Below are 22,613 nucleotides of genomic sequence, written 5' to 3'. Positions count from 1 at the left end.
TTAAAATTAAAGCGTTTTTTTAATAAGTTAAACTTATGCTTCATATTTTACTCATGCTTTTACACAGCATAAATCATGAAAACGCCTTATTTATCAAATTTTTCCGATATAGAAATATTCCTCTTCATTTTATATTTAATTTATAGTTTTACTTGTATTTTTATTTGAACAGATAAAAAAGGCCTATTAATGTATATGTATACATTAATAGGCCTTATATATTTTAGTATTTATTAATATAATTAGAATTTAGATTCGATAGCACCTTGTAAATCACCTTTTGGCAAGAAACCAATTTTACGATCTACTACTTCGCCATCTTTCAAAATTACAAATGTAGGTAATACTTCTACTTGTAAATCACGAGCCAAGCTTGGTTCTTCATCAGCATTTACTTTTACAAAGTTTGCTTTACCTTCTAATTCACCAGCGATTTCTTCAATAACTGGCATCATACGTACACAGTAACCGCACCATGGTGCCCAGAAATCAATAACTGTTACGCCACCTTGATTAAGAAGATCTTGATATTCTGCTGTTTTTAACTCTTTTAATTCACTCATTATTTCCTCCTAAGGCAATTGAACTAATACACAATCTTGAATGTAATCCAAACCTACCTCTTGAGCCTTAGCCAAGACTGCGGGTTTATCCGCACCTGGTTGCAACCAAATCATCTTAATGCCCAATTGTTTACATTCATCAATTGCTGCAAGCCCTGCTGCTTCTGGTACTACAAAATCAACAACGCTAGGAACAACTGGCAACGCAGATAGACTCGGATAACAAGTATCACCTTCGATACTCTCTACATTTGGATTAACCGGATAGACTTCATATCCATGCTCTTTTAAGCACTTATAAATCTTATACCCGAACTTATCGGTTTTATGAGTGGCACCTATTACAGCCCAAACTTTTTCAGCTAACGCATCTTTAATAGTCATTCTTACCACCTCTTATATACTATTATATATTAATATCGAAAACTGTCAATATATTATATCGATTTTTTTAAAACAATATGTTCACAACGTAATTCTTCAGTTCGCGCTGTATGTTCTAGTAATGCTTCTAATGAGATACTTGGTGTATCACATTTAGGTATAAATCCTGCTAATACGGCTAATTCACCTAAAATACGCTCTGCTGACCATCCGTTATCTCTCAATTCTTTTACTGTTATACTTTTCTGCCGTTTTGAAAGCCTATGTCCGTCATTATCAATGAGCAGTGGTGCATGGCCATAGCATGGTGGCTCAGCCTGTAACGTACTATATAAATACATTTGTTGAGCCGTAGTTTCCAGTAAATCATGACCGCGAATGATTTCGGTAATCCCCATGGATATATCATCTAAAACAACCGCTAAATTATAGGCATACATCCCATCTCCACGGCGCAACACAAAATCATCAACACCTTGACGCAGTACAAAATGCTGAGGTCCTTGGTATATGTCGTAAAACTCCATAGTAGAATCAGTTACCTTAATACGCATAGACGGATTCTTTTCAAGTCTCTTTAGCTGTACAGTAGCACTATCCAAATTACGACAATGCCCGTCATAATGATGAACGACTTCACCTCGATGAGGTGCGGAAGCAATTGATTGTAAGCGAGTACGATTACAAAAGCAAGGATAGATTAAATCTGTATCTTCTAATCGTTGCAAAACCTCATCATACATTGGTAACCGTTCGCTCTGCCAGTATGATGGTTCTGGTCCCCCCACACGAGGTCCTTCATCCCATTCAAAACCAAGCCATTCTAAATCGTCTAACAAAGTCTCCCCTAAAGAGCGCTTAGATCGTTGTAAATCAATATCCTCCATGCGTACCACATAGGTACCATGCTGATTACGGGTAGATATATACGACAAAAGGGCGATCCACACATTCCCTAGGTGGATATACCCCGTTGGGCTAGGTGCGAATCGTCCTTTCATAAATAGTATCTCCTTATATGGCACTCTAATAATATACTATTATATTAATACATTATTATATTAACACATGGTGAGGATGACCTCAGTTTACAAACTATATATTAGCCAAGGGATACGATACTATCAAAGACACCAGCATCTTTGATTTTTTGTTCGTTACCCATGGAGCAAATATGATTATCCTGTAACACAGGTTCTACAACATCTGCAAGAGCTACGATATCTTCTGGCTTACAAGCAATGACTTGTTTTCTAAATGCTACTTTATCTTCAATATTGGCACCGCTGAAGTATAACCCCATGGCACGAGGCCCACGCAATGCAGGTGTCATCGGTAAATCAAGTCCACTCATAGTACCGATAATATATTTACGCATTTCTCGGTCTGTTAATGTAAATTGACGTAGATATTCAGGTAATTCTTTGTACACATTAAGTGTTTCCACAAGATTTGGATCTCGATAACTACAGAAGATCATATTGCCATCGTCGTAGAAGTTAGCAAATGCGCCATAGGCCCCACCTTGTACGCGAATGCGAATCCATAAGTATTCATAACGCAAGATAGTTTCTAATACGCTCATAGCACCAACATGAGTAAATCCATGATCAATGAAATTACCACCTTGTGCCACATATTGAACCTTACCAGCTGTGACAATACCTTCATTGCTCGTTGTATGTTCTATGGATAACACATTATTTGGCAACACCTCTGCATTCCAAGTACTGAGCAATGGTTCTATCAACTCTGTAAATGGCGCTAATTCTTGTTCTTCACCTACGAATAAAATTTCTACATTGTTAGAACGGAAAATCTTGCGAGCCACATCGGCCAATTTTTCTGGCAATAATGGTAAAGCAGCTGGATTAGTTGCTAACTCACTAATTTTTTGATAATAGCCTAAATTACCATCATCGCGGAATTTACCAACCTGTGATACCTTAGCCATTACACGTTGACTAACGATAGTATTCCCTCTACGGAACGCCTCATTATCCCAAATAGCTTTGCCTTCTTGTACAAGCTCTGTTAAACGCATTACATCAGTGTATTGAGCATCGTGAATAACTTCATTTACGATATTGCACAATTCAGGTAATTTAGCATGTAATACCTTACTACGTACAACCATGAGCGGTACGAATTCATCCCGTTTGCCCGCTTTACTAATACCTGTAATATCAGCACTCAAACCACCAAGATTTAGATTGATTAACTTTGCCAAATCTTCATAAGAACGTTTGGATGTATCTACACGGCCGATGATATCACTCAAGATATCCGCGTAGAATAATTCATCTTCAGTAAGGCAATCTAGTTTAAAATAGTAGGCCACATAGTTGATGCCCTTTGTGAAAGTTGGAACAAAATGAATTTTTGTATGGCCAATCATACTTTCACGACGCTCTACATCTTCCACGTCTGGACTTAAATCAGATAATTCTAAAAGTGGAATAGTTGCTAGCGCTTCTTCACTATCTGGTGTTTCTTGACGAAGTTTAAGACGTTTTGTTTGTTCTACGATAGCTTCTAGCTCATCTTTCGACATAGAAGCTTTAATAGCTGCTAACTGTTCTTTAACCTCTGCATCCTTTTTATCTTGCAAACCTTGTTCAGGGTATAAGGATACGAGAGATTTATGGTTGTTATCTAAAATAGAGTGACGAATTAAATCTTCAAAGTAAGAACCTTGCAAACCTTTACGAATATTAGCTAATGCTTCTTCGTAGTGTAATAACTCAATTGGATCTTTGCCATATAGCCAATTATCCATCATGCGGATGACATATGCTAAACCGATTGGACGGCCCCCAAAGTCACTTTCACGAAGGGTAAACTCAATACTATTAAGAGAAGCCTCTAACAGTTCCTTATCGATGCCATCCTTACACAATTGTTGTAATGTAGATTCAACAATTTCTTGTAATTGACCTTGTTTATCCATGTTAGAGCCGCTAGCTTGAACAACCCAAATTGGTTGACGGATGCTATCTAAGTAGTAACCAGATACATCAGAACCAATGCCAGCTTTCACCAACGCTTGTTTTAAAGGCGCTGCAGGAGATGTCAATAAAGCATGTGTTAACACCTCAAAAGCAAGGCTTTGTTCTGGTGTCACATCTGGCAATACATAAGAGAAAGCATGTAACGTACGGTTATCCGTGCTTTCATCAGAACCCACACTATAAGGATACGTGATTACTTTACCCTCCTTAAACGGAGCCTGCTCAGTCACCTCAGTATCGATTTCAATAGCATCAAAATGACTCAAATATTCATCGTTAATAAAGCACAATTGTTCTTCAATATTCATTGTGCCATATAGGAAAATATAACTGTTGGATGGGTGATAATACACATCATAGAATTTTTTGAATTTTTCATAGGTCAAATCCGTAATATTATCTGGATTGCCACCGGAGTCGACGCCATATGTTGTATCAGGGAACAAAGAATGCATCAATTCGCGTTCTAATACGGAATCTGGAGAGGAGTAAACCCCCTTCATTTCATTAAATACAACGCCCTTATAGGTCAATTCATCATCAGCAGAGTCAAGCTCATAATGCCAACCTTCTTGCATCATGATTTCTGGATCATTTGCGGCACGTGGATAGAAAACGGCATCGAGGTATACATCCATCAAATTATGGAAATCCTTGTCATTCTTACTTGCCACAGGATACATCGTTTTATCCGGATAAGTCATGGCATTTAAAAATGTATTCAAGGAACCTTTTACAAGTTCTACAAATGGCTCTTTTAATGGGAATTTACGAGAACCGCAGAGCACGGAGTGCTCCATGATATGAGCGACGCCTGTGCTATCTTGAGGAGTTGTTCTAAAAGCAATATTAAATACTTTATTAGTGTCTGGTGAGTCAATATAAATAAGACGAGCACCAGATTTTTCATGTTTCATTTCATAGGCTGTGCCATTGATTTCATCAATACGTTCTATGCGATCAAGGCGAAAACCGGAATATATTTTATTCAGTTCCATAGATACCCTTCTTTCTAATTTGTTTATAATGTATATATATATGTAAAATCTTAATCTATTATTGACTATCTATTATACCACATTACGAAGATTTACACGAATTTTCAAGAATTATTATCAAATTACAAAGATTATCTATAACTTATTCTTATTCATGAGATATAAATGACTCATATAAAGACAAAATAAATCAGGACACCCTTATAGGAGTGTCCTGATTTATTATTTATCTTGTTTGATTTGCCATTTTTGATTGCGTCGACTTGTCAAAAGACCTTCGAGGACAACTTCAAATTGACGAAAACTCAATGTATAGGGAGCATACATATCTGGTACTACCTTATAAGATATGGTCACTTCTGATGCATCATAATTATAAAATATACCATGTAAATTGCTCACCGTTGTATAGCCTGTCTGTGCTTGCTCTAATGTGGGGATAGGTTGTGTTTTTAAATTCGCTAACAAATCGCTAATAAAACCTTCCTTACGCCCCTGATCATCGAGCATTTCGTCCATAAATGTACGTAGACTATCCATCGTGTATATTAGCCTCGTTCGTTTAACAAAAGACCATTATGAATAACGCGTACAGCATCTTTTACGCGGTTTTGTGCAACCAAGCAAGAAATACTGATTTCAGAAGTACTGATGATTTCAATATTAATACCTTCTTGGCTAAGGATGTCAAACATTTGAGCTGCTACACCTGGTTGGCCCAACATGCCAGCACCAATGATAGATACTTTTGCCATGTTTTCATCAATGTTTACAGCTTCAATATCAACAGTTTGTTGCAATTCGCTTAACACTTCACGTGCCAATACTACATCATCAAGAGCAATTGTGAAGATAAGGTCTGTCTTAGGTTCACCTACAGAGCGAATAGATTGAACAATCATATCCACATCTACGTTTTTTGCTGCTAAAGCTTTAAATACCTTTGCCGCAACGCCTGGTTTATTTTCAACGCCCACAAGAGCTACTTTTGCTGTATTTGTATCATCGGCTACGCCTGTAATTACGTGTTTGTTAGATTCCACGGTATAATCCTCCCGAATAATTGTGCCTGTATTATTACTGAATGTAGAACGAACATGAATTGGTACACCATAACGGAAGCCCATTTCAACAGCGCGTGGTTGCATTACACCTGCACCTAAGCGTGCCATTTCAAGCATTTCGCCATACGTAACTTCTTCTAGTTTGAAAGCTTCCTTTGCTACGCGAGGGTCAGTAGAATATACACCTTCTACATCTGTAAAGATTTCACATACATCAGCTTTCATAGCACCTGCTAATGCAACAGCAGTTGTATCGGAACCACCACGGCCCAATGTTACCATGTCACCGTACTCTGTAATGCCTTGGAAGCCTGCAACAACAACGATATTGCCTGCATCTAATGCTTCGAATACACGGTTAGGATCAACACCTAAAATACGTCCCTTATTAAAGTTGTCACTACTTGTAATACCTGCTTGATCACCGGTTAAAGAAACAGCCTTTTGACCACGTTCATTAAACGCCATAGCCATCAATGCAATTGTTACTTGTTCACCAGTAGATAACAAACGGTCCATTTCACGACCATATGGTTTAGATGTTACTTGTTTTGCCAAAGCTACCAAGTCATCTGTTGTATCGCCCATAGCAGATACAACTATTACAATGCGATCGTCCTCATTCTTTTCATGAAGGACACGATCAACGATATTAAATATTTTTTCAGGTGTTGCAACAGAACTGCCACCAAACTTTTTGACGATTAATGCCACTATTATCCCTCATTTATCATTGTACTAAAAAATAACATGCATATACTTTACCACAAAACAAACCGCACTGTAAAGGTATACACGGGTATTTTTCCACTATAAAAAAACAAATTTCTTTTTATAGCGGACATACATTGTGTTTATAATCAATAGTTAATGTTCGTAACGTGTCATACTCTCCATACAAAAAAGACCAGCCCTAAGGCTGGCCTTTTACAGTCAAATACAATCTATTATTCAACTACGATAGCTTTTTCAGATTCCCATAAACCATGGATGTTGCAGTAAGAAACAGCAATCAATTTACCAGATTTATTCAAGGATACTGCCAATGTACCTGCGGAAACTGCATGTACAGGACCTTCATTTGCTGTTGCACCGTCACCATGAACGTTGAAGGATAATTCACCAACTTCGTAAGGCAATTGAGTGCCTTCAGCTACGAAGTACAATTTAATCCATTCAATGTGATGTTCTACAGTGTTTGGATGAGCAATGTCTTTACCAACGGATAATTTTACGTCGAATGCTTCACCAGCTTTTACTTTGTCAGCAGCTTCGATAACAGGAACGTGTTTTTCAGTAGCGAAATCGCCAGATTTAATGTAATCATGTACAGCCATAGTTAACCTCCTGGTTATAGTTATATACATACTTAATGTCTAAGAATATTAGCACCTTGTGCTTATGACTATATTATACATTTTCGATATAGTTTAGTCAAGGACTTTTTCGAAAATTTTCTATATTTCCGCAATAGCAGGCCCCCGGAGGCTCCACCGGCCAGGTCTGTCCCGTAGGGACAGGGCCAAAGTCGCCTCCGGAGGCCTACTATTGCTACATCATATAAAACTTTCTAGTATCACAAAAAGAGTGTGCATCGGCTAAGCCTCGCACACTCTTGCTACTTTTGTATTTATAAAATTGATGCGATTTAAGTTTGATGAATGTTTGGCGCTACGCGCCTCCATCCATCTATAGGTCATTGGCTTCGCCTCGACCTACTAAAACTCAATTCCTTTTGCCGCTTTTATGCCTTTTTCGTAAGCGTGTTTTACTACGTTCATTTCAGTCACTGTATCAGCGATGTCGATGATTTCAGGTTTTGCATAGCGGCCTGTTAGGATGACATGTAGTCGCTCTGGTTTTTGTTTAAGCATGTCTACAACGGAGTTAACATCGATGAGTTCATAGTTAATGGCATTGTTGATTTCGTCCATAACGATGAGATTCCATTTGTCGGAGTTAACTTCTTCTACTAGTGTTTTCCACGCTTCTTGAGCTGCTGCTTTGTGTTTTTCTAGTTCTTCTACAGTAACTTTATCTCGGTTGTAGTAGATAAATCCTTTGCCCATGGATTTAATGGTAACCGCATCTCCCAGTTTTTTCAGACCTTCTAGTTCACCGTAACCATGACCGCTTTTGATGAATTGTAGAATCAGTACTTTCAAGCCTTGTCCTACGGCGCGTAAAACAACACCTAAAGCGGCTGTTGTCTTTCCTTTACCATTACCTGTATTTACGAGAATTAAACCACGTTCGCTCATTTCTATACTCCTATTATCTATGTCACACTATGTAGGGCTGCATCTATAGTTAATATAACAATTGAATACTAATATAATAGATTTATTTAGTATGACCAAAGGCTTCGCACATATCTACAAAATGCTTAGCCCCTTCAAGAGAACCAGCAAAGTTAAGATGTAGATAGGATGCCAACACATTATCGGTAGCATACCCGCCATCATAGGACTGCGGTTTGCGGCCCCCTTCTAGGTGAAAGGCCCAAGGGAAATCTTCAATGGTTGGTTCCATGGTGGAGAAATGGAATTCATGACCATGCAAAGCTGTTCCTGTATCACCAAGTAATGTATTGCGTTTAGCCGTTGCCGTTACATATCCTACCTTTTGCAGTTTTTGTTGCATTACACAATTGGCAGGCACAACACCAACTGTATCAAATACATTACCATCAAAATCGTGAATATGTTCACAAAGGTACATAAGACCACCACATTCAGCATAGATAGGCATACTACATTGATTAGCTTTACGGATTGATTCCTTCATGGCCGTATTTTCGGATAAAGTCTGCAAGAACATTTCAGGGAAACCACCGCCAAATACGAGGCCATCTACATCAGGAATAGCGCTATCTTTTAAAGGGCTAAAGTAAACTAGCTCAGCGCCTTGAGCTTCAAGGGCAGATAAGCTGGCTGGGTAGTAGAACGAAAAGGCTTCATCATAGGCAACGCCAATTTTTGTTCGTTTGGTAACCCCCTTGGTTATATCAATCGGTGCCGGCATAGGTGTTGCACTGGCCGCTACCTTATAGAGTGCCTCTAAATCTACCATAGATTCCACGGCATGCTGAATCGTTGCAATAGCCTCTGTAGGGTCAACTTCTGTAACCGGTGTCAAACCAAGATGGCGTTCAGGAGAATGCATGCGATCATCACGGCGTATAGCACCAATAACAGGAACGCCAATTTTTTCCATACCTTCGCGGACCATGCGTTCATGATTATCAGAACCTAAACGATTTAAAATGACGCCTTTAAAATCCACATCCTTATCATACTCTCTAAAGCCCATGGCAATGGCCGCTGCACTTTCACCCATGGCCTTACAATCGATAACGAGCACAACAGGAGCACCTAATTGCTTAGCAATTTGAGCCGTACTGCTCACACCCTCTCGGCCACCATCATAGAGTCCCATAACGCCTTCAATAATGGCCAGATTTGCATCGCCCGCCATGGATGCAAAAAATGTTGGCAATGTATCCGGTGGAACTAACCAAGAATCTAAATTGTAACTTTCACGGCCCGATGCAATTTTATGAAAGCCCGGATCGATATAATCCGGGCCCACTTTAAAGGATTGCACCCCATGGCCACTTGCTCGATACGCTGCGAGAAGGCCCGCAACAATAGTCGTTTTGCCGACACCGGAATTGGTACCAGCTATAACAACACGTGGAATGGGTACAGTATTCATATGTATTACCTCTTATTAATACTATCTATACAGCTTTCACTAAAAGCATTCAGATATCAGAGTCTAGTTAATTAACGATCTTTACGTTTTGCCAAAATTGTGGATAAGTAATTTAATTTCTTGTCCTTAGGCATGTTATCAAGACCTACGAAAACTTGTTCATCAGGCAAGCCAACGCGAGAAATCATAACCGCATCATCCGCCATATTGTGTTTCAACAATACTTCTTGCACTTCGTCAAAGTTTTTATACACCTTCATGATAACTGCATCATCAGCTACAGCCATAACAGCATCAATTTTTTCCTTAGGTGCAGTGGCTGGAACGATAGCCAACACTTCTTCTTTTTCTACGATTGGATATCCAAGATGGGAACCAATGGCACAGAATGCAGTAATACCAGGAATTGTTTCGATTTCAAAGCCTGTATTTTCAATCAAACGATATACGTACATATATGTACTATAGAACATTGGATCGCCAAGTGTTAAGAAAACAACATTTTTACCTTGCTCTAAATACGATACGATAACGCGCTTAGCCTCTTCCCAACCTTCTTGTTGTGTCGCATCATCTAGTACCATTGGGAATACAACCGGAACGATTTCAGTATGTTCTTGAATATATGGTTTCGCAATATTAAGGGCTACAGAACCATCTTTCTTTTCTGTTTTAGGTGTAATGATAACGTCCGCTTCACCTACAATACGCGCAGCTTTCACAGTCATTAATTCAGAGTCCCCAGGACCAACACCTATGCCATATAATTTACCTTTCATGATGATTCTCCTATTCTATATTTCAATATGATTAACATTACTATTATACCTAATTAATTAAATATATTCAAAATTTTTTGTGAAAGCCGATGCTTATTTCACATTCGGAATCGCCGGTCTATGACTACTGCGTTTACCATATATATCATCGATACAATCTTGTATATGTTGGCAATAAATATCTTGGATTTCTGTATATTCACCGAGGGCATGATGCATTTCTTCTACTTCATAGCCAGCCTCTTTCAATACATTGATTACACTATCCTCTTCATCGCCAAATAAATCATTAAGCGCATGATCGCCAAGTACGAGAAGCAATGGATGCACATAAATCTTATTAGGTTTCTTTCCATCAAGCCATTCCCAAGGCACGGCTACATCCTCTACATAAGGAGCATTTTCCAAAGTGGCTACACGAATATGATTAAGGCCACTGCGAATCAATTGGTATTGCAAATAACCATATGCAGAATTACCAGAGCCTAAACCACCATGACCAATTAATAATAAACCATCTTCATTGCTGACGGATAAGGATGTAACAAATGTGTCGATTAAAATTTGATAATCATTTGGGTGTTCTTCTTGGCCCATATAATATACCAATGGTCTGCCAACACGCAATGTATTAAGTTCGTGTGCCCGTTCATGATTCAAAATATTATGTTTCAACTTATCAAACTCTTCACCACCAGTGAAGTGCAATGGTTGTACATAAATATCTGTATATCCTTCACCAATGAGAGCATCTAATGCGCCTTGCTCTGTAGGAATTTCAATACCACGGTCTCGTAAACGCTTTACAATGATACGCGATGAAAAGGCTAAACGCACTTCATAATCTGTATATTTCTCTTTAATACGGTTTACAACGGCATCAATTTGATGTTCACGAGCGGAATCAACTGTTGAGCCAAAGGCCACTACTAATATAGCTTGTTTCATAACGGTCTCCTTATCAAATATAATTCACTATTCATCATACCACACGCATTACTATAGTTGGATACCATACCCCGTATAAAGGTGATATTATAATTAACTTTCATACCCTTATAGATGCATAGCAAAAAGCATCCGCCATAAAGGTGGATGCTTTTTGAAGATAGTGTGTATTTATGAGAGAGTTTATATACAACCTTACCAGAAGCAATTAGGAAATCATTCCTTGTGCTTCTATGCGGGAAGGTCGGATAACAGTTTGATATGATTCGCGTTGAGAGCTACGTTTTCTGTCAGACATACGAATCGCTTGACCTAAATGTTTCAAGAATAAATCTTGTACATATGGGTTTTCACCAAGACCTTCATTCCAGATATCTACGTTGTACCCTTGTTCTGTCAAAAGTGCATAAATAGAATCGGAACGATCACCGCCAAGATAATCCATCAAATGAGTGGAACCAATCAAAGCCAATGGTACAACGAGTACATCTTTATGACCCATTCGATCTACCATGGTTAAAGCTTGCTTAAATGTAGGGAAACCATTTGTAGTAAATACTGCTACATTAGGAGCCGAGCCATACATGGCTTTCAATTGTAATGTAGAGAATTCCAATTGATTTTGACCATTTGCCATCAATAAAATGGATTTATTAAGAGATTTAGTATTAATATGACGCATGATGCCATCTAATGTAGCTTCATAATCATCAGCGTAATTTTTAACACCTAATGATGTTAATAAGGGTTTACCGATATTAACTTGAGAGAAATTATATTCACTGCTATGTAAGAACTTAAGTGCTTGCTTACGCATTTGTTGATAGCATTGATCCGCTACGAGAGTAATCGGTTGAATATATACCTCATCAATTCCCTTGCGACTAAATTCTTGCATGACGTCGGTGAAAGAAGCAATCGTATCATCATATTTTTCATTCCACTTTTCCACTAATGCATCAGACAAAAATACACGTCGTACCTCTACATCTTTGTATAAGGAACGAACTTTAGACTCTATAGTACCAATGGATGTTTCCACCGCTTCTTTATAAATTGATCCAAAGGATGCAATGATTATACCTTTCATATGTGACCTCCATATACCCATATATATGAAATAATTTTCATAAATGAAAACTATTATCAACTACTATGTACTAATAATACAAGATTAGCGTATGAAAGTCAATGAGAAATATTATCATATAATCATTTTAAAGGTTCTATATATTACTCATCATTAATTGTCTTTCTATTTATAATATCTTTTACTCTCATATTTTGTAATACTCGCACTGATTGACCTCTTTTATACCGATGGCTTCACAAAAATTAGATAAAAAACATATATGTTCACAACAGGCACTATAAGGAAGAAAATCCAAAGGCCACTATTACCACTATCATGAAGGCGTCGAATAAGTAGACTAATAAAAGGAATAAACAAGATAGCATCTATAAATACATTTATTATCACTATACTATTTAGACCCAGAATTTTAGGAATAAATGGTGAAAAATAACTCAACACCATAGATAGAATAGAAAATAAAACTGTAAATAGTAACAATTCATCTCTAGAAGAGCGACCATTAAAATTGAATACATCCTTTATAAATACATTATGTAAGACATCCATAAATTCCAACTCATCTTTTGTCGATGTCTTATTACTTATATTTTTATCCTCATCGTTTCTCAGAATTAAATTAAGCCAAAACTTGTGAATCTTACTTTTAATAGTAGATACATTTATCGGATCAACAACCAAATGTGTTCCATCCCAAAATCCAGACTTTGGTTGTTCTCCATAACGATTTATCTTATTTCCAGGAATTAATAAAAATAATAATATAATTCTATTCATAACTATAAAGAAGTATGATTTATTTAGATTAAGCATTGAACTTACTCCTGATTTAGTTATAGATATTATAAAGTTATCGGGACTAAAAAAAAAAGTTCCTCCCTGCCAGATTGTAATTAAGGAACTAACCATAATAACAAATATAATACCTACATATCTATGAATACCATAATCCTGACATCGATACCCCAATACTATTAAAAATAATATATTGGTAGTCATCTCTACTCCATAAAAAAAATACTCATACGGCATTGGATTAATAAAAAAAGCTACACTCAACGTAAGTAAATATATATAAATTATGGCTATATAGTAAATTAACGCAGTTATTATGTTTATTCGTCTATTTTTAAAAATATTGGTTACTCGCAAAGACTCTATATTATCTTTAAACAGTCTTATTTCATTATCTAGGTTTATATGCTTACTCATTCTATATAAGACACTTTCTATAAACACTTAATTACTATTAAGTAAACGCCACTCTATTATAAAACATATTATTATATTACGAGTTTATAGCAACCACAAATCTATATGTCGCTATAAGTATAACTAGTAATTTTAAAATAAATGGCATCTCACTTTGTATCGACCACCCCACAAAAATAATATAAGCAAGTATGATGACTGCCCATTTGAACTTATTTTTATGGGCTATATTGATTCCCAGTAACTTACCATGCAGTCCTAATAGAATATATAAAAATACTTTTCTTTTTGATCCACACATTCTTAATGCTCGATTATATATAAGCTTATACAGTTTTCTTCTTCTATATACAGGTAATAAGAAAATACAAGCATATAAAAATGCAGGAAACATACCTTCTAAAACAGCTATAGAGAACTCATAATTAACATCTTGCAAACTACCTATAAAGAAGCCGACCAGTAAAATTAACGATGAAACCCATCTAAAACGTTGATCATTTAAAAATCTTAATAATTGTCTCTCCACAGAAAATAAAATCCTCTCTATTAATTTAACATCTTATACAATTAATCATTTTAACAAAACAGAATGATAAATCCTATCATAAATATTGAATTACTTATAATTATACCGTCATAACCAATAAGAATATTTTCATAAAATATAGGATTATTCCTCATTTATTATGATTTTTTATAAAAAATCAGTTGTATTATTTATACGCGTACAGGTATGGGGTTTATTGACATCTATATTCTAAGTTGCTACGATTAACTATAGATTTATAGTTATGTCTGCATAGTCAGATGATGTTGTTTAATGAGGTGATTCACTTATGTTTAGTGTAAAAAAACGTGCATTAACAGTTTCTGCTGCATTAGCGGCTTTCGCATTGACATTTGGTGCTCCTGTGCTCGGTCACGCTGCATACCAATTGAATGATGAAGTAAAAGATCCTACTCCAGCATTGAAAGAAGCTGCTGCAATTGGTGTTCGTACACACAATACAGAAGCTTTACAAAACTTGCCAAACAAAGATGCTATGGTTGTTATGAGCTTTGGCACAACTTATAAAGATACTCGTGCGAAAACAATCGACGCAACTGTAGATGCTATTAAAGCAGCTCATCCAAACACAAAAGTAATTACAGCTTTCACAAGCCATATTATTCGTGATCGCATCCAACAAAAAGAAGGTATTACATACCCAACTCCTGAAGAAGCTTTGGCTGAACTTAAAAAAGACGGTTACACTCGCGTTGCATTAGCATCCCTTGATGTAATTCCTGGTATGGAATACAACTACGATGCAGCAGTATATAATTTGTACAAAGATAATTTCAAAAAAATGACACTTGGTACATCTCTTATGTACTGGATGGGTCAAGAAAACCAAACTGACCAAGTTATTGAAACATTAAAAGCTGTTCAATCTCAATTCCCTAAATTAGGCAAAGAAGACGCTCTTCTTATCATGGCTCATGGTACTCCAGATCCTTCCAATGCTTACTATTCTGTAATTCAAGACCGTATCCATACTCTTGGTATGAAAAATGTATTCATCTACACAGTAGAAGGTACTCCAAATCTTGAACAAGTTATCCCTCAATTGAAATTACATGGTATTAAACATGTTACATTGATGCCATTCATGATGGTTGCTGGCGACCATGCTAATAACGACATGGCTGGTGCGGAACCAGATTCCCATAAATCCATCCTTGAAAAAGAAGGCTTCAAAGTTGACACTTACATCCATGGTTTAGGTGAAAATCCTAACATCCGTAACTTATTCGTTGAACGTGCTAACGAATCTTGGGACGCATTACAAAAATAATCAATCTACAATTTAACTAGTATCGTTATATAACGTACATAGGAGTACATCATGAAAAAACTACTACTCTGTAGTCTTGCTTTGGTCATGATCGTACTAGCAATAGCTGGGTGTGGTAAATCCACATCCAGCTCTTCTGCTACTACGAAGGAACTTACCTTTAATGGTGAAACCTACACTGTACCAAAGGATCCTCAACGTATCGCTGTTCTTTCAAATTCTGTATTGTCCATGCTATACGCAGTGGATGGCAAAGCCGTTTCTCGTGCTAGCACAACAGATAAATTAGCACCAGAATTAGAATCATTACCTGCATTAGGTCAAACCGCTAATATCAACATGGAACAATTGTTAGGTTTAAAACCAGACGTAGTATTAGGTCTACAAAACCAACATAAAAAATACGAATCCCAATTACAATCTAACAATATTCCAGCCGTACTTTTTAATTACGATGGCATCAAGGATAATGTACCAATGCTAACATTCCTTGGGGAATTAACCAACCACCAAGATAAGGCTAAATCTGTTATTGCTACCTATGAAAGCAACATTCAAAAGGTAAAGGATGCCATTAAAAACCAACAACCTGCGCGCGTTGCCGTATTACGTGCTACGGGTAAAGGCGTGACTGCCGAAACTGACGAAGCAGTAACTGCATCTATGGTCAAAGAATTAGGTATGACAAATGTTGTAACATCTCACCTAGATGGTACAACTAAGGATAAAACGGTACCGTATTCTCTTGAAACATTAACCGCTGATAACCCTGATATTATCTTCGTCGTTACCATGGGTAAAGAAGAAGAAATTACAAAGGCCATGAAGAAAGCTATGACAGATAATCCTGCATGGGCTAATCTTAAGGCTGTACAAAACAACCGTGTCATTTACTTACCATCTAAACTATTCCTACTTAACCCAGGTCTACAAACACCTGAGGCTATGGCTCGTTTAGTAAAAGAAGCATACGGTATTAATGTAACATTTTAGCATATCTTATTATGCTAAAGAGGGCATCCCCATCTCGGGGAATGCCCTCTTTTTGCTATTAATTAAAATTATTTAACCAAACCTTTTACGCGTACATATTGTTTTTCATCGAATGTATCTATTTGCACATCTACAGAGAATACCTGTTTAAACAAATCATCTGAAATAATTGATTTTGTTTCACCAGATGTCACTAAATGGCCATTTTTAATAATAGCCATGTGATGTGAGTATTGTACGGCCTGTGTCAATTCATGGAGTACCATCAGTACGGTTAAACCTTGTTCTTCATTTAGTCGTTTTAATAACTCCATAATTTCTAGTTGATGGTTAATATCTAAATATGTTGTTGGTTCATCTAGTACCAATAACTTTGGTTGTTGTGCTAGCGCCATAGCAATCCAAACGCGTTGTCGTTCACCACCCGATAAGGATGGAATTAATTGATAACGCAAATGATCTGTTTTCGTAATACCTAAGGCATAATCAACAATCTCGCGATCCTCTTTAGCCGTATTTTTCCACCACGTTTGATATGGATAGCGTCCACAATAAACTAGTTCCTCTACGGTCATATCCTTTGGCATATTTGGCACCTGTGGCAAAAAGGCCATCTGCCGTGCCAATTCATTTTGTGAATAGGACTGTAATGGTTTTCCTAAGATTGTTACACATTCGCGAGGACTATGGATATAGCCAATCATAGACCGTAAGAGCGTACTTTTACCACAACCATTAGGCCCTATCAAAGTCGTAATTTTTCCGACAGGAACCGATACATTAATATCATGTAAAATCTGACGATTACCGAGAGTTACGGATAACTGTTTTACTTCTATAGCCGTATTCATTAGTTATCCCTCCTCAATAAATACAAGAAGAATGGCGCTCCAAAGAATGCCATAATAATACCAACAGGTACCTCGATTGGACTCCACATGACACGTCCTACCGTATCGCTAACAACAAGGACGAGTGCGCCTAATAAGGCTGAGCCAGGTAACAAATACGCATAATCGTTGCCGATGATGAGTCGCAACATATGAGGTATAACGAGGCCTACAAAACCGATTAAGCCCGCAATACTAACGGCACCCGCCGCTAATAGAGCAGCAACGGCAGTCATAATAAATCGCGTTTGTTCTACCTTAAGACCTAGTCCCTTTGCTGTTTCATCACCTAAACTTAAAATAGTAAGGCGTTTAGCACCTAGACAGGCAAAAATAAGACCTATTATAGCATATGGAAATAAAACCTCTACTTGAGGCCAACTGCGAGCGGCAAGTCCCCCTACCATCCAAAGTAAGGCCCCCTGTACACGATCGCCAAAGAATACAAGTAATGCGGAAATACCAGATCCTAAAAAAGCAGCCACTGCAACACCAGCCAAGATGATACGGCTTGGTCGTACACCATTCTTCCAAGCCAGAGCATATACCATTAGGGCCGCAGCCATAGCACCTATAAAGGCTACAAGAGGAACGATATGATCATAACCAGGGAAAAGAATAAATATGATGACACCAGCAAGTCCAGCACCAGACGAAACACCTACGATTTGTGGGTCCGCTAACGGGTTTTTCATAACAGCCTGTAAAATAGCCCCCGATACGGCTAGACAAGCACCAACTAATGCAGCAACAATATTACGAGGCAACCGAATATTCCAAATAATTTGCGATGCAGTATCTGTTAGTTCACTAGACCACAAAGTGTGCCAAATCTCCGATAGTGACACCGGTGTGGAGCCCCAAATTAGAGAGATAATCATGCTAGCGATAACAGCGATAACTAAAAAAATGATAACTGATAATCGAAATAATTTTCGTTCACTCAGAGAGTTCATAGAAACCTCTCCTTTCAACAATACATGGTGCTATCAGCACCCGTATGTTACATATAAACCTCATAATAGATACAGTAAAACCCGAATCGCCAAACAGTGTGCAACGATTCGGGTTTACTATTATTTAGATTCTTTGCCTTCTACGAAGAGCATATCGTTGCGTTTTACATCTGTGTAAAGCAATGCATTACATACGGATGCTGCAATTGGGCTACCACCCTTGTTACCTTTTACAGTGATATAAGGAACTGGGGATACTTCCATCAAATAATCTTTAGATTCTGCAGCGCCAACAAAGCCTACAGGAATACCGATGATAAGAGCTGGTTTAATACCTTCTTCAAGAGCTAAACGCAATACTTCATACAATGCAGTTGGCGCATTACCGATAGCAACGATTTGGCCTTCTAATTGTTTGCCAAATGTGCGCATAGCAGCGATAGAACGTGTTACGCCCAATTCTTTAGCCATTTTAGCTACATTTTCATCTTTGATTAAGCAATGTACTTCATTACCACGAAGTTTAAGAGCCGGTTTAGAAATACCTGTGCGAACCATTTCTACGTCAGTGTAAATATCTGCACCATTATCTAATGCTTCGATACCTTTTTGAACAGCGTCAGGGCTCATTTTTACGAGTTGAGCATATTCAACGTCACCAGATGCGTGAACTGTACGAGATACAACGCGTACTTCATCATCAGTTAAACCTAAATCCTTTACATAATCGTAAATGATTTCCATACTTTTATCTTCAATGGCTTTAGGATTTTTAACGTAATCCATTAGTGTCCTCCCATAATTTGAAAAATTCTTCATTTGATGATACCACAGGGCATTCTAATGTTACCCGCGGACGATCGATAACAATAACGTGGATGCCAAGATCGATGGCAGCCTGTAATTTCGTATCGGCTCCACCTACAAGGCCAGAGTTTTTCATAACCACAACGCTCGCCTTTGTATCGTGGAACATAATACGGTTCATATCGTAAGAAAATGGACCTTGTACGGCAACGATACGTTTAGGGCTCACATTGAGGTCCGCCATTATTTGCAACACCTCAGCAGTTGGCAAAATGCGTGTCCACACTTCACAGTCTTGTAATGCTTCAGACTTAGCAAAGATGTGCATCGTTTTACTACCAGTGGTCAAATACACATGGTTGTTGTTTTCCTTTGCTAATTTACCTGCTAAATTAGCTGCTTCTGTTTCATCCACTACGATATGCAATTTATCATAGTCCGGCAATGGTACCTCTTTTCGTTCAAACCGAACAAAAGGAATGCCCACCGCCTTTGCTGCATCTTGTGCCGTAGCCGTCACAATAGCCGCATAAGGATGGCTTGCATCGATGAGTAGGCGCACATTGTGCTCCTTAATCAACTGTTGCATAGCCTCTTGATCGAGGCGGCCTGTATGAACCGTAATGCCTTGATGGGCAGCTAGTTCCGCCCCATATTGGCTCACGACAGTCACGAGAACCTCTTCACCAGTCCGTTCTTGGATATCTACCGCTAGGGTACGACCATCCAAGGTACCAGCGATAACCCAAATCATAATTTGTAGCCTCGAGGTGTAATCATGCGACCATTTTCAACATAAGTTTGGCTGTTACCAATGATAACAAGTGTTTGCATATCTACTTCTTCTTTTGTGAAGTTTTCAAGATCAGAAATAACCATATGTTGACCTGGGCGACCTGCTTTTTGCACGATGCCTACAGGTGTTTTAGGGTCGCGGTATTTTAGAACGATTTCACGCACTTCATCCAAGTGAGTTACGCGTTTTTTACTGCGTGGATTATACAAGGAAATAACCATATCCCCTTGTGCACAAAGGTCAGCTCGTTTTTTAATTAAATCCCAAGGTGTCATCAAATCGCTAAGGGAAATAACGGCAAAGTCATGCATCAAAGGTGCGCCCAATACAGATGCTGCTACATTTACAGCACTAAGACCTGGCACGATGTCTACGGAAGGACGTTTGTCTGCTGGTACTTTGTTTGCTAGTTCTAACACAAGGCCAGCCATGCCGTATACGCCGGAGTCACCAGAGGATACAACTACTACTTGGTGACCTTCTACAGCCAAATCAACGGCTTGTTGGCAACGATCCACTTCTTGCATCATTGCTGTACCTACCGTTTGTTTACCTGCGATAAGGTCTTTAATCAAATCAAGATATGTTAAATAACCGACTACACGGTCTGCCGCTAAAATTGCTTCCCGTGCTTGCGGTGTCATAAATTCAGCGTCCCCAGGTCCAATGCCGATTACTTTGATGTTACCTGTGCAATGGCTACCGTTGTTTTGGGATACACCGTTTTGTGCTGTATTAATGTTTGGCTCTTGGCCGCTAGTAATGCTGTTGTCTCGCATACGTTTCCTACTCCTATTGTTCCTTTTACAAATGTGGATTCTTTTAAATCCTGTTCTTCTATAACGGGTGCTATCTCTTCTTGTGTGTAGAAATGAATAGCCCACCCTAATTCGTTTACGGCCTCTAATAGACCGACTTCATCTTGTTTCACGATAACCGATGCAGCTGTGACGATGCTTTTTGGTGAAAGCTTATGCGCCTGTAGCGACTGTGTAATGGCATCAAGAATGAGTTCCTTTGGCGTATCTCGGCGACAACCAATCCCCATCGTATACGTACGTGGGCGTAAGATAAGTTGCTCTGTATACTCAGGAATCATCTTATCAGTAATCACAACACGACGAATGCCATCCGTCTCAGGTAATGTAAATACATCTACTAACTGAACAGTGCCATGCGTACCAATATGTGTTGCAACTGTATCTCGCAACCGCTCAGCATCAACTAAGGTTTCATCGATGTAGTAGTTGACGCTTTCACCTGCCACAACAGCAGAATTTACATCTACCAAGGTGTGAAAATCGTCGACCAATAGATGCTCGTGGCGCGCCAACACATCAGGCGCTGGCAATCCATTAACATCCGTAGCAGTTGTAATAACCGGGTCCGCATCGATGGCCAGCGAAATGGACTGCGTCCATTCGTTGGCGCCCCCAAGGTGACCGGATAATAAACTGATCACATGATGACCTGCCTCATCCATTACAACGATGGCAGGATCCTTGGATTTATGCTCAATATAGGGTGCAATCATGCGCACTACGATACCAAGTGCCATAATACAAAGCACTTGGTCGTAATCCTTGAAAATCTGTCCAATATGGTGTTTCAGGGAATCAAAATAGATGGCCTCGCCACCTGAGGGACGGTTTTCTTTTTCATAACAATCCGCATAAGGCGCCACCAAAGACTTGATGCGTTGCCCTAGCCTTGCACCGCGTTCAGACACCGAAAGAATAGCTGTCCTATTCTTCTTTACTGCTGTCATAGGCGCATCAGATTCTAGTTCTTTCATCACACTAGTCCTTAGCACTGCGATACATGTGGGCAAAGCCCTTATCGTAAAGCTTGGATAATTCGTATTCGCTATCTAGTACATGACTAACAACGATCATAGCTTGGCGCAATACACCTTCTTCAGCCACGATATCCGCAATGGTTTCCAATGTACCGCGGATGATGCGTTGGTCTGGCCAAGAAGCTTTTACTACGATAGCTACAGGTGTTGTTTTATCATAACCGCCTTCGATGAGTTCAGCCACTACCTTATCTAGCATTTGCACGCTAAGGAAGATACACATGGTCGCTTCATGAGCCGCCAACATGCGCAATTTTTCCTTTGGAGGCATTGGTGTGCGGCCTTCCATGCGCGTAATAATTACTGTTTGAGATACATTTGGCAATGTATATTCTTGTTTCAATGCAGCTGCAGTAGCAAGGAACGAACTTACGCCAGGCACCACTTCATAGGTGATACCCATGCCAGCCAAAGCATCCATTTGCTCTTGAATGGCACCGTAAATAGCAGGGTCGCCAGTGTGCAAACGGACAACCTTTTTGCCGTCAGCTACGGCAGCTTTCATCACTGCCAATACCTCATCAAGGTTCATAGTGGCACTGTTATGAATTTCACAACCTGGTTTACAAGCCTCTAAAATAGCAGGGTTTACCAAGGAACCGGCATAGATGACAACGTCGGCCTCTTGCACTAAACGATACCCTTTTCGCGTAATAAGCTCTGGATCCCCAGGGCCTGCGCCTACAATATGTACGTCAACCAT

The 22,613-nt window shown here is 38.6% G+C and carries 23 protein-coding genes; 2 read left to right on the top strand and 21 right to left on the bottom strand.

Annotated elements, in window-relative coordinates; all coding sequences use genetic code 11:
- Positions 1-242: 242 nt before the first annotated feature.
- The 14 genes from RYP29_RS04325 to RYP29_RS04260 form a co-directional block, all read right to left on the bottom strand.
- A complete protein-coding gene (locus RYP29_RS04325) occupies positions 243-563 on the bottom strand; it encodes a co-chaperone YbbN (protein ID WP_005376372.1) in 321 nt (106 codons plus the stop codon).
- Between the two features lie 9 nt (positions 564-572).
- Positions 573-947 (bottom strand): CoA-binding protein, encoded by a 375-nt coding sequence (locus RYP29_RS04320; protein WP_311532455.1) that lies wholly within the window; start codon positions 945-947, stop codon positions 573-575.
- Between the two features lie 53 nt (positions 948-1,000).
- Positions 1,001-1,948, bottom strand: a complete 948-nt coding sequence (gene gluQRS, locus RYP29_RS04315; protein WP_311532453.1) for a tRNA glutamyl-Q(34) synthetase GluQRS — start codon at positions 1,946-1,948, stop codon at positions 1,001-1,003.
- 101 nt (positions 1,949-2,049) lie between these two features.
- Positions 2,050-4,956, bottom strand: coding sequence for an insulinase family protein (locus tag RYP29_RS04310; protein ID WP_311532452.1), 2,907 nt, complete (start codon positions 4,954-4,956; stop codon positions 2,050-2,052).
- A 222-nt stretch (positions 4,957-5,178) separates the two neighbouring features.
- A complete protein-coding gene (locus RYP29_RS04305) occupies positions 5,179-5,496 on the bottom strand; it encodes a hypothetical protein (protein WP_016475715.1) in 318 nt (105 codons plus the stop codon).
- Positions 5,497-5,504: 8 nt separating this feature from the next.
- On the bottom strand, positions 5,505-6,734 hold the full coding sequence (locus RYP29_RS04300) for an aspartate kinase (protein WP_105084620.1): 1,230 nt from the start codon (positions 6,732-6,734) through the stop codon (positions 5,505-5,507).
- Positions 6,735-6,967: 233 nt separating this feature from the next.
- Positions 6,968-7,357 (bottom strand): class II SORL domain-containing protein, encoded by a 390-nt coding sequence (locus tag RYP29_RS04295; protein ID WP_005376230.1) that lies wholly within the window; start codon positions 7,355-7,357, stop codon positions 6,968-6,970.
- Positions 7,358-7,738: 381 nt separating this feature from the next.
- Positions 7,739-8,281, bottom strand: coding sequence for a cob(I)yrinic acid a,c-diamide adenosyltransferase (cobO, locus tag RYP29_RS04290; RefSeq protein ID WP_311532449.1), 543 nt, complete (start codon positions 8,279-8,281; stop codon positions 7,739-7,741).
- Positions 8,282-8,363: 82 nt separating this feature from the next.
- The gene (locus RYP29_RS04285) at positions 8,364-9,737 is read right to left on the bottom strand and encodes a cobyrinate a,c-diamide synthase (RefSeq protein WP_311532447.1); all 1,374 of its coding nucleotides are present in this window, start codon (positions 9,735-9,737) and stop codon (positions 8,364-8,366) included.
- A 71-nt stretch (positions 9,738-9,808) separates the two neighbouring features.
- Positions 9,809-10,516 carry a precorrin-2 C(20)-methyltransferase gene (gene cobI / locus RYP29_RS04280; RefSeq protein ID WP_005376046.1) on the bottom strand — a complete coding sequence of 236 codons (708 nt, stop codon included), beginning with the start codon at positions 10,514-10,516 and terminating at the stop codon, positions 9,809-9,811.
- A gap of 93 nt (positions 10,517-10,609) precedes the next feature.
- Entirely contained in the window at positions 10,610-11,464 is an 855-nt protein-coding gene (locus RYP29_RS04275) for a sirohydrochlorin cobaltochelatase (protein WP_311532445.1), read from the bottom strand.
- Between the two features lie 208 nt (positions 11,465-11,672).
- Positions 11,673-12,554, bottom strand: a complete 882-nt coding sequence (locus tag RYP29_RS04270) for a sirohydrochlorin cobaltochelatase (RefSeq protein ID WP_311532443.1) — start codon at positions 12,552-12,554, stop codon at positions 11,673-11,675.
- 222 nt (positions 12,555-12,776) lie between these two features.
- Entirely contained in the window at positions 12,777-13,556 is a 780-nt protein-coding gene (locus RYP29_RS04265) for a DUF805 domain-containing protein (RefSeq protein WP_311532441.1), read from the bottom strand.
- 289 nt (positions 13,557-13,845) lie between these two features.
- The gene (locus tag RYP29_RS04260; RefSeq protein ID WP_311532440.1) at positions 13,846-14,298 is read right to left on the bottom strand and encodes a hypothetical protein; all 453 of its coding nucleotides are present in this window, start codon (positions 14,296-14,298) and stop codon (positions 13,846-13,848) included.
- Positions 14,299-14,608: 310 nt separating this feature from the next.
- Here RYP29_RS04260 and RYP29_RS04255 point away from each other — a divergent pair, with 310 nt between their 5' ends.
- Together RYP29_RS04255 and RYP29_RS04250 are read left to right on the top strand one after the other, a co-directional pair.
- The gene (locus tag RYP29_RS04255; RefSeq protein WP_205097012.1) at positions 14,609-15,610 is read left to right on the top strand and encodes a sirohydrochlorin cobaltochelatase; all 1,002 of its coding nucleotides are present in this window, start codon (positions 14,609-14,611) and stop codon (positions 15,608-15,610) included.
- A 51-nt stretch (positions 15,611-15,661) separates the two neighbouring features.
- Complete coding sequence (locus tag RYP29_RS04250) at positions 15,662-16,603, top strand: ABC transporter substrate-binding protein (protein WP_311532438.1); 942 nt, start codon at positions 15,662-15,664, stop codon at positions 16,601-16,603.
- A 68-nt stretch (positions 16,604-16,671) separates the two neighbouring features.
- Here RYP29_RS04250 and RYP29_RS04245 read toward each other — a convergent pair whose 3' ends face one another.
- The 7 genes from RYP29_RS04245 to cobM all read right to left on the bottom strand — a co-directional run bounded on the left by RYP29_RS04245 (position 16,672) and on the right by cobM (position 22,613).
- On the bottom strand, positions 16,672-17,454 hold the full coding sequence (locus RYP29_RS04245; RefSeq protein ID WP_311532436.1) for an ABC transporter ATP-binding protein: 783 nt from the start codon (positions 17,452-17,454) through the stop codon (positions 16,672-16,674).
- Positions 17,454-18,449, bottom strand: coding sequence for an iron ABC transporter permease (locus RYP29_RS04240; RefSeq protein WP_311532434.1), 996 nt, complete (start codon positions 18,447-18,449; stop codon positions 17,454-17,456). The genes RYP29_RS04245 and RYP29_RS04240 overlap by 1 nt, the downstream gene beginning before the upstream one ends.
- A 120-nt stretch (positions 18,450-18,569) precedes the next feature.
- Entirely contained in the window at positions 18,570-19,235 is a 666-nt protein-coding gene (locus RYP29_RS04235; RefSeq protein WP_005376263.1) for a precorrin-8X methylmutase, read from the bottom strand.
- A complete protein-coding gene (gene cobK / locus RYP29_RS04230) occupies positions 19,222-20,010 on the bottom strand; it encodes a precorrin-6A reductase (RefSeq protein WP_311532433.1) in 789 nt (262 codons plus the stop codon). Before cobK ends, RYP29_RS04235 begins: the two co-directional genes overlap by 14 nt.
- Positions 20,007-20,696, bottom strand: coding sequence for a precorrin-3B C(17)-methyltransferase (cobJ, locus tag RYP29_RS04225; protein WP_005376261.1), 690 nt, complete (start codon positions 20,694-20,696; stop codon positions 20,007-20,009). The genes cobK and cobJ overlap by 4 nt, the downstream gene beginning before the upstream one ends.
- A 29-nt stretch (positions 20,697-20,725) precedes the next feature.
- On the bottom strand, positions 20,726-21,847 hold the full coding sequence (locus tag RYP29_RS04220; RefSeq protein WP_311532431.1) for a cobalt-precorrin 5A hydrolase: 1,122 nt from the start codon (positions 21,845-21,847) through the stop codon (positions 20,726-20,728).
- 4 nt (positions 21,848-21,851) lie between these two features.
- Positions 21,852-22,613 carry a precorrin-4 C(11)-methyltransferase gene (gene cobM, locus RYP29_RS04215; RefSeq protein ID WP_005376252.1) on the bottom strand — a complete coding sequence of 254 codons (762 nt, stop codon included), beginning with the start codon at positions 22,611-22,613 and terminating at the stop codon, positions 21,852-21,854.

This window comes from uncultured Veillonella sp. (assembly GCF_963534045.1).
Classification (GTDB): Bacteria; Bacillota; Negativicutes; order Veillonellales; family Veillonellaceae; genus Veillonella.
The sequence above is the reverse complement of the archived record's forward strand: the minus strand, read 5'-3'. Positions and strand labels throughout refer to the sequence as shown.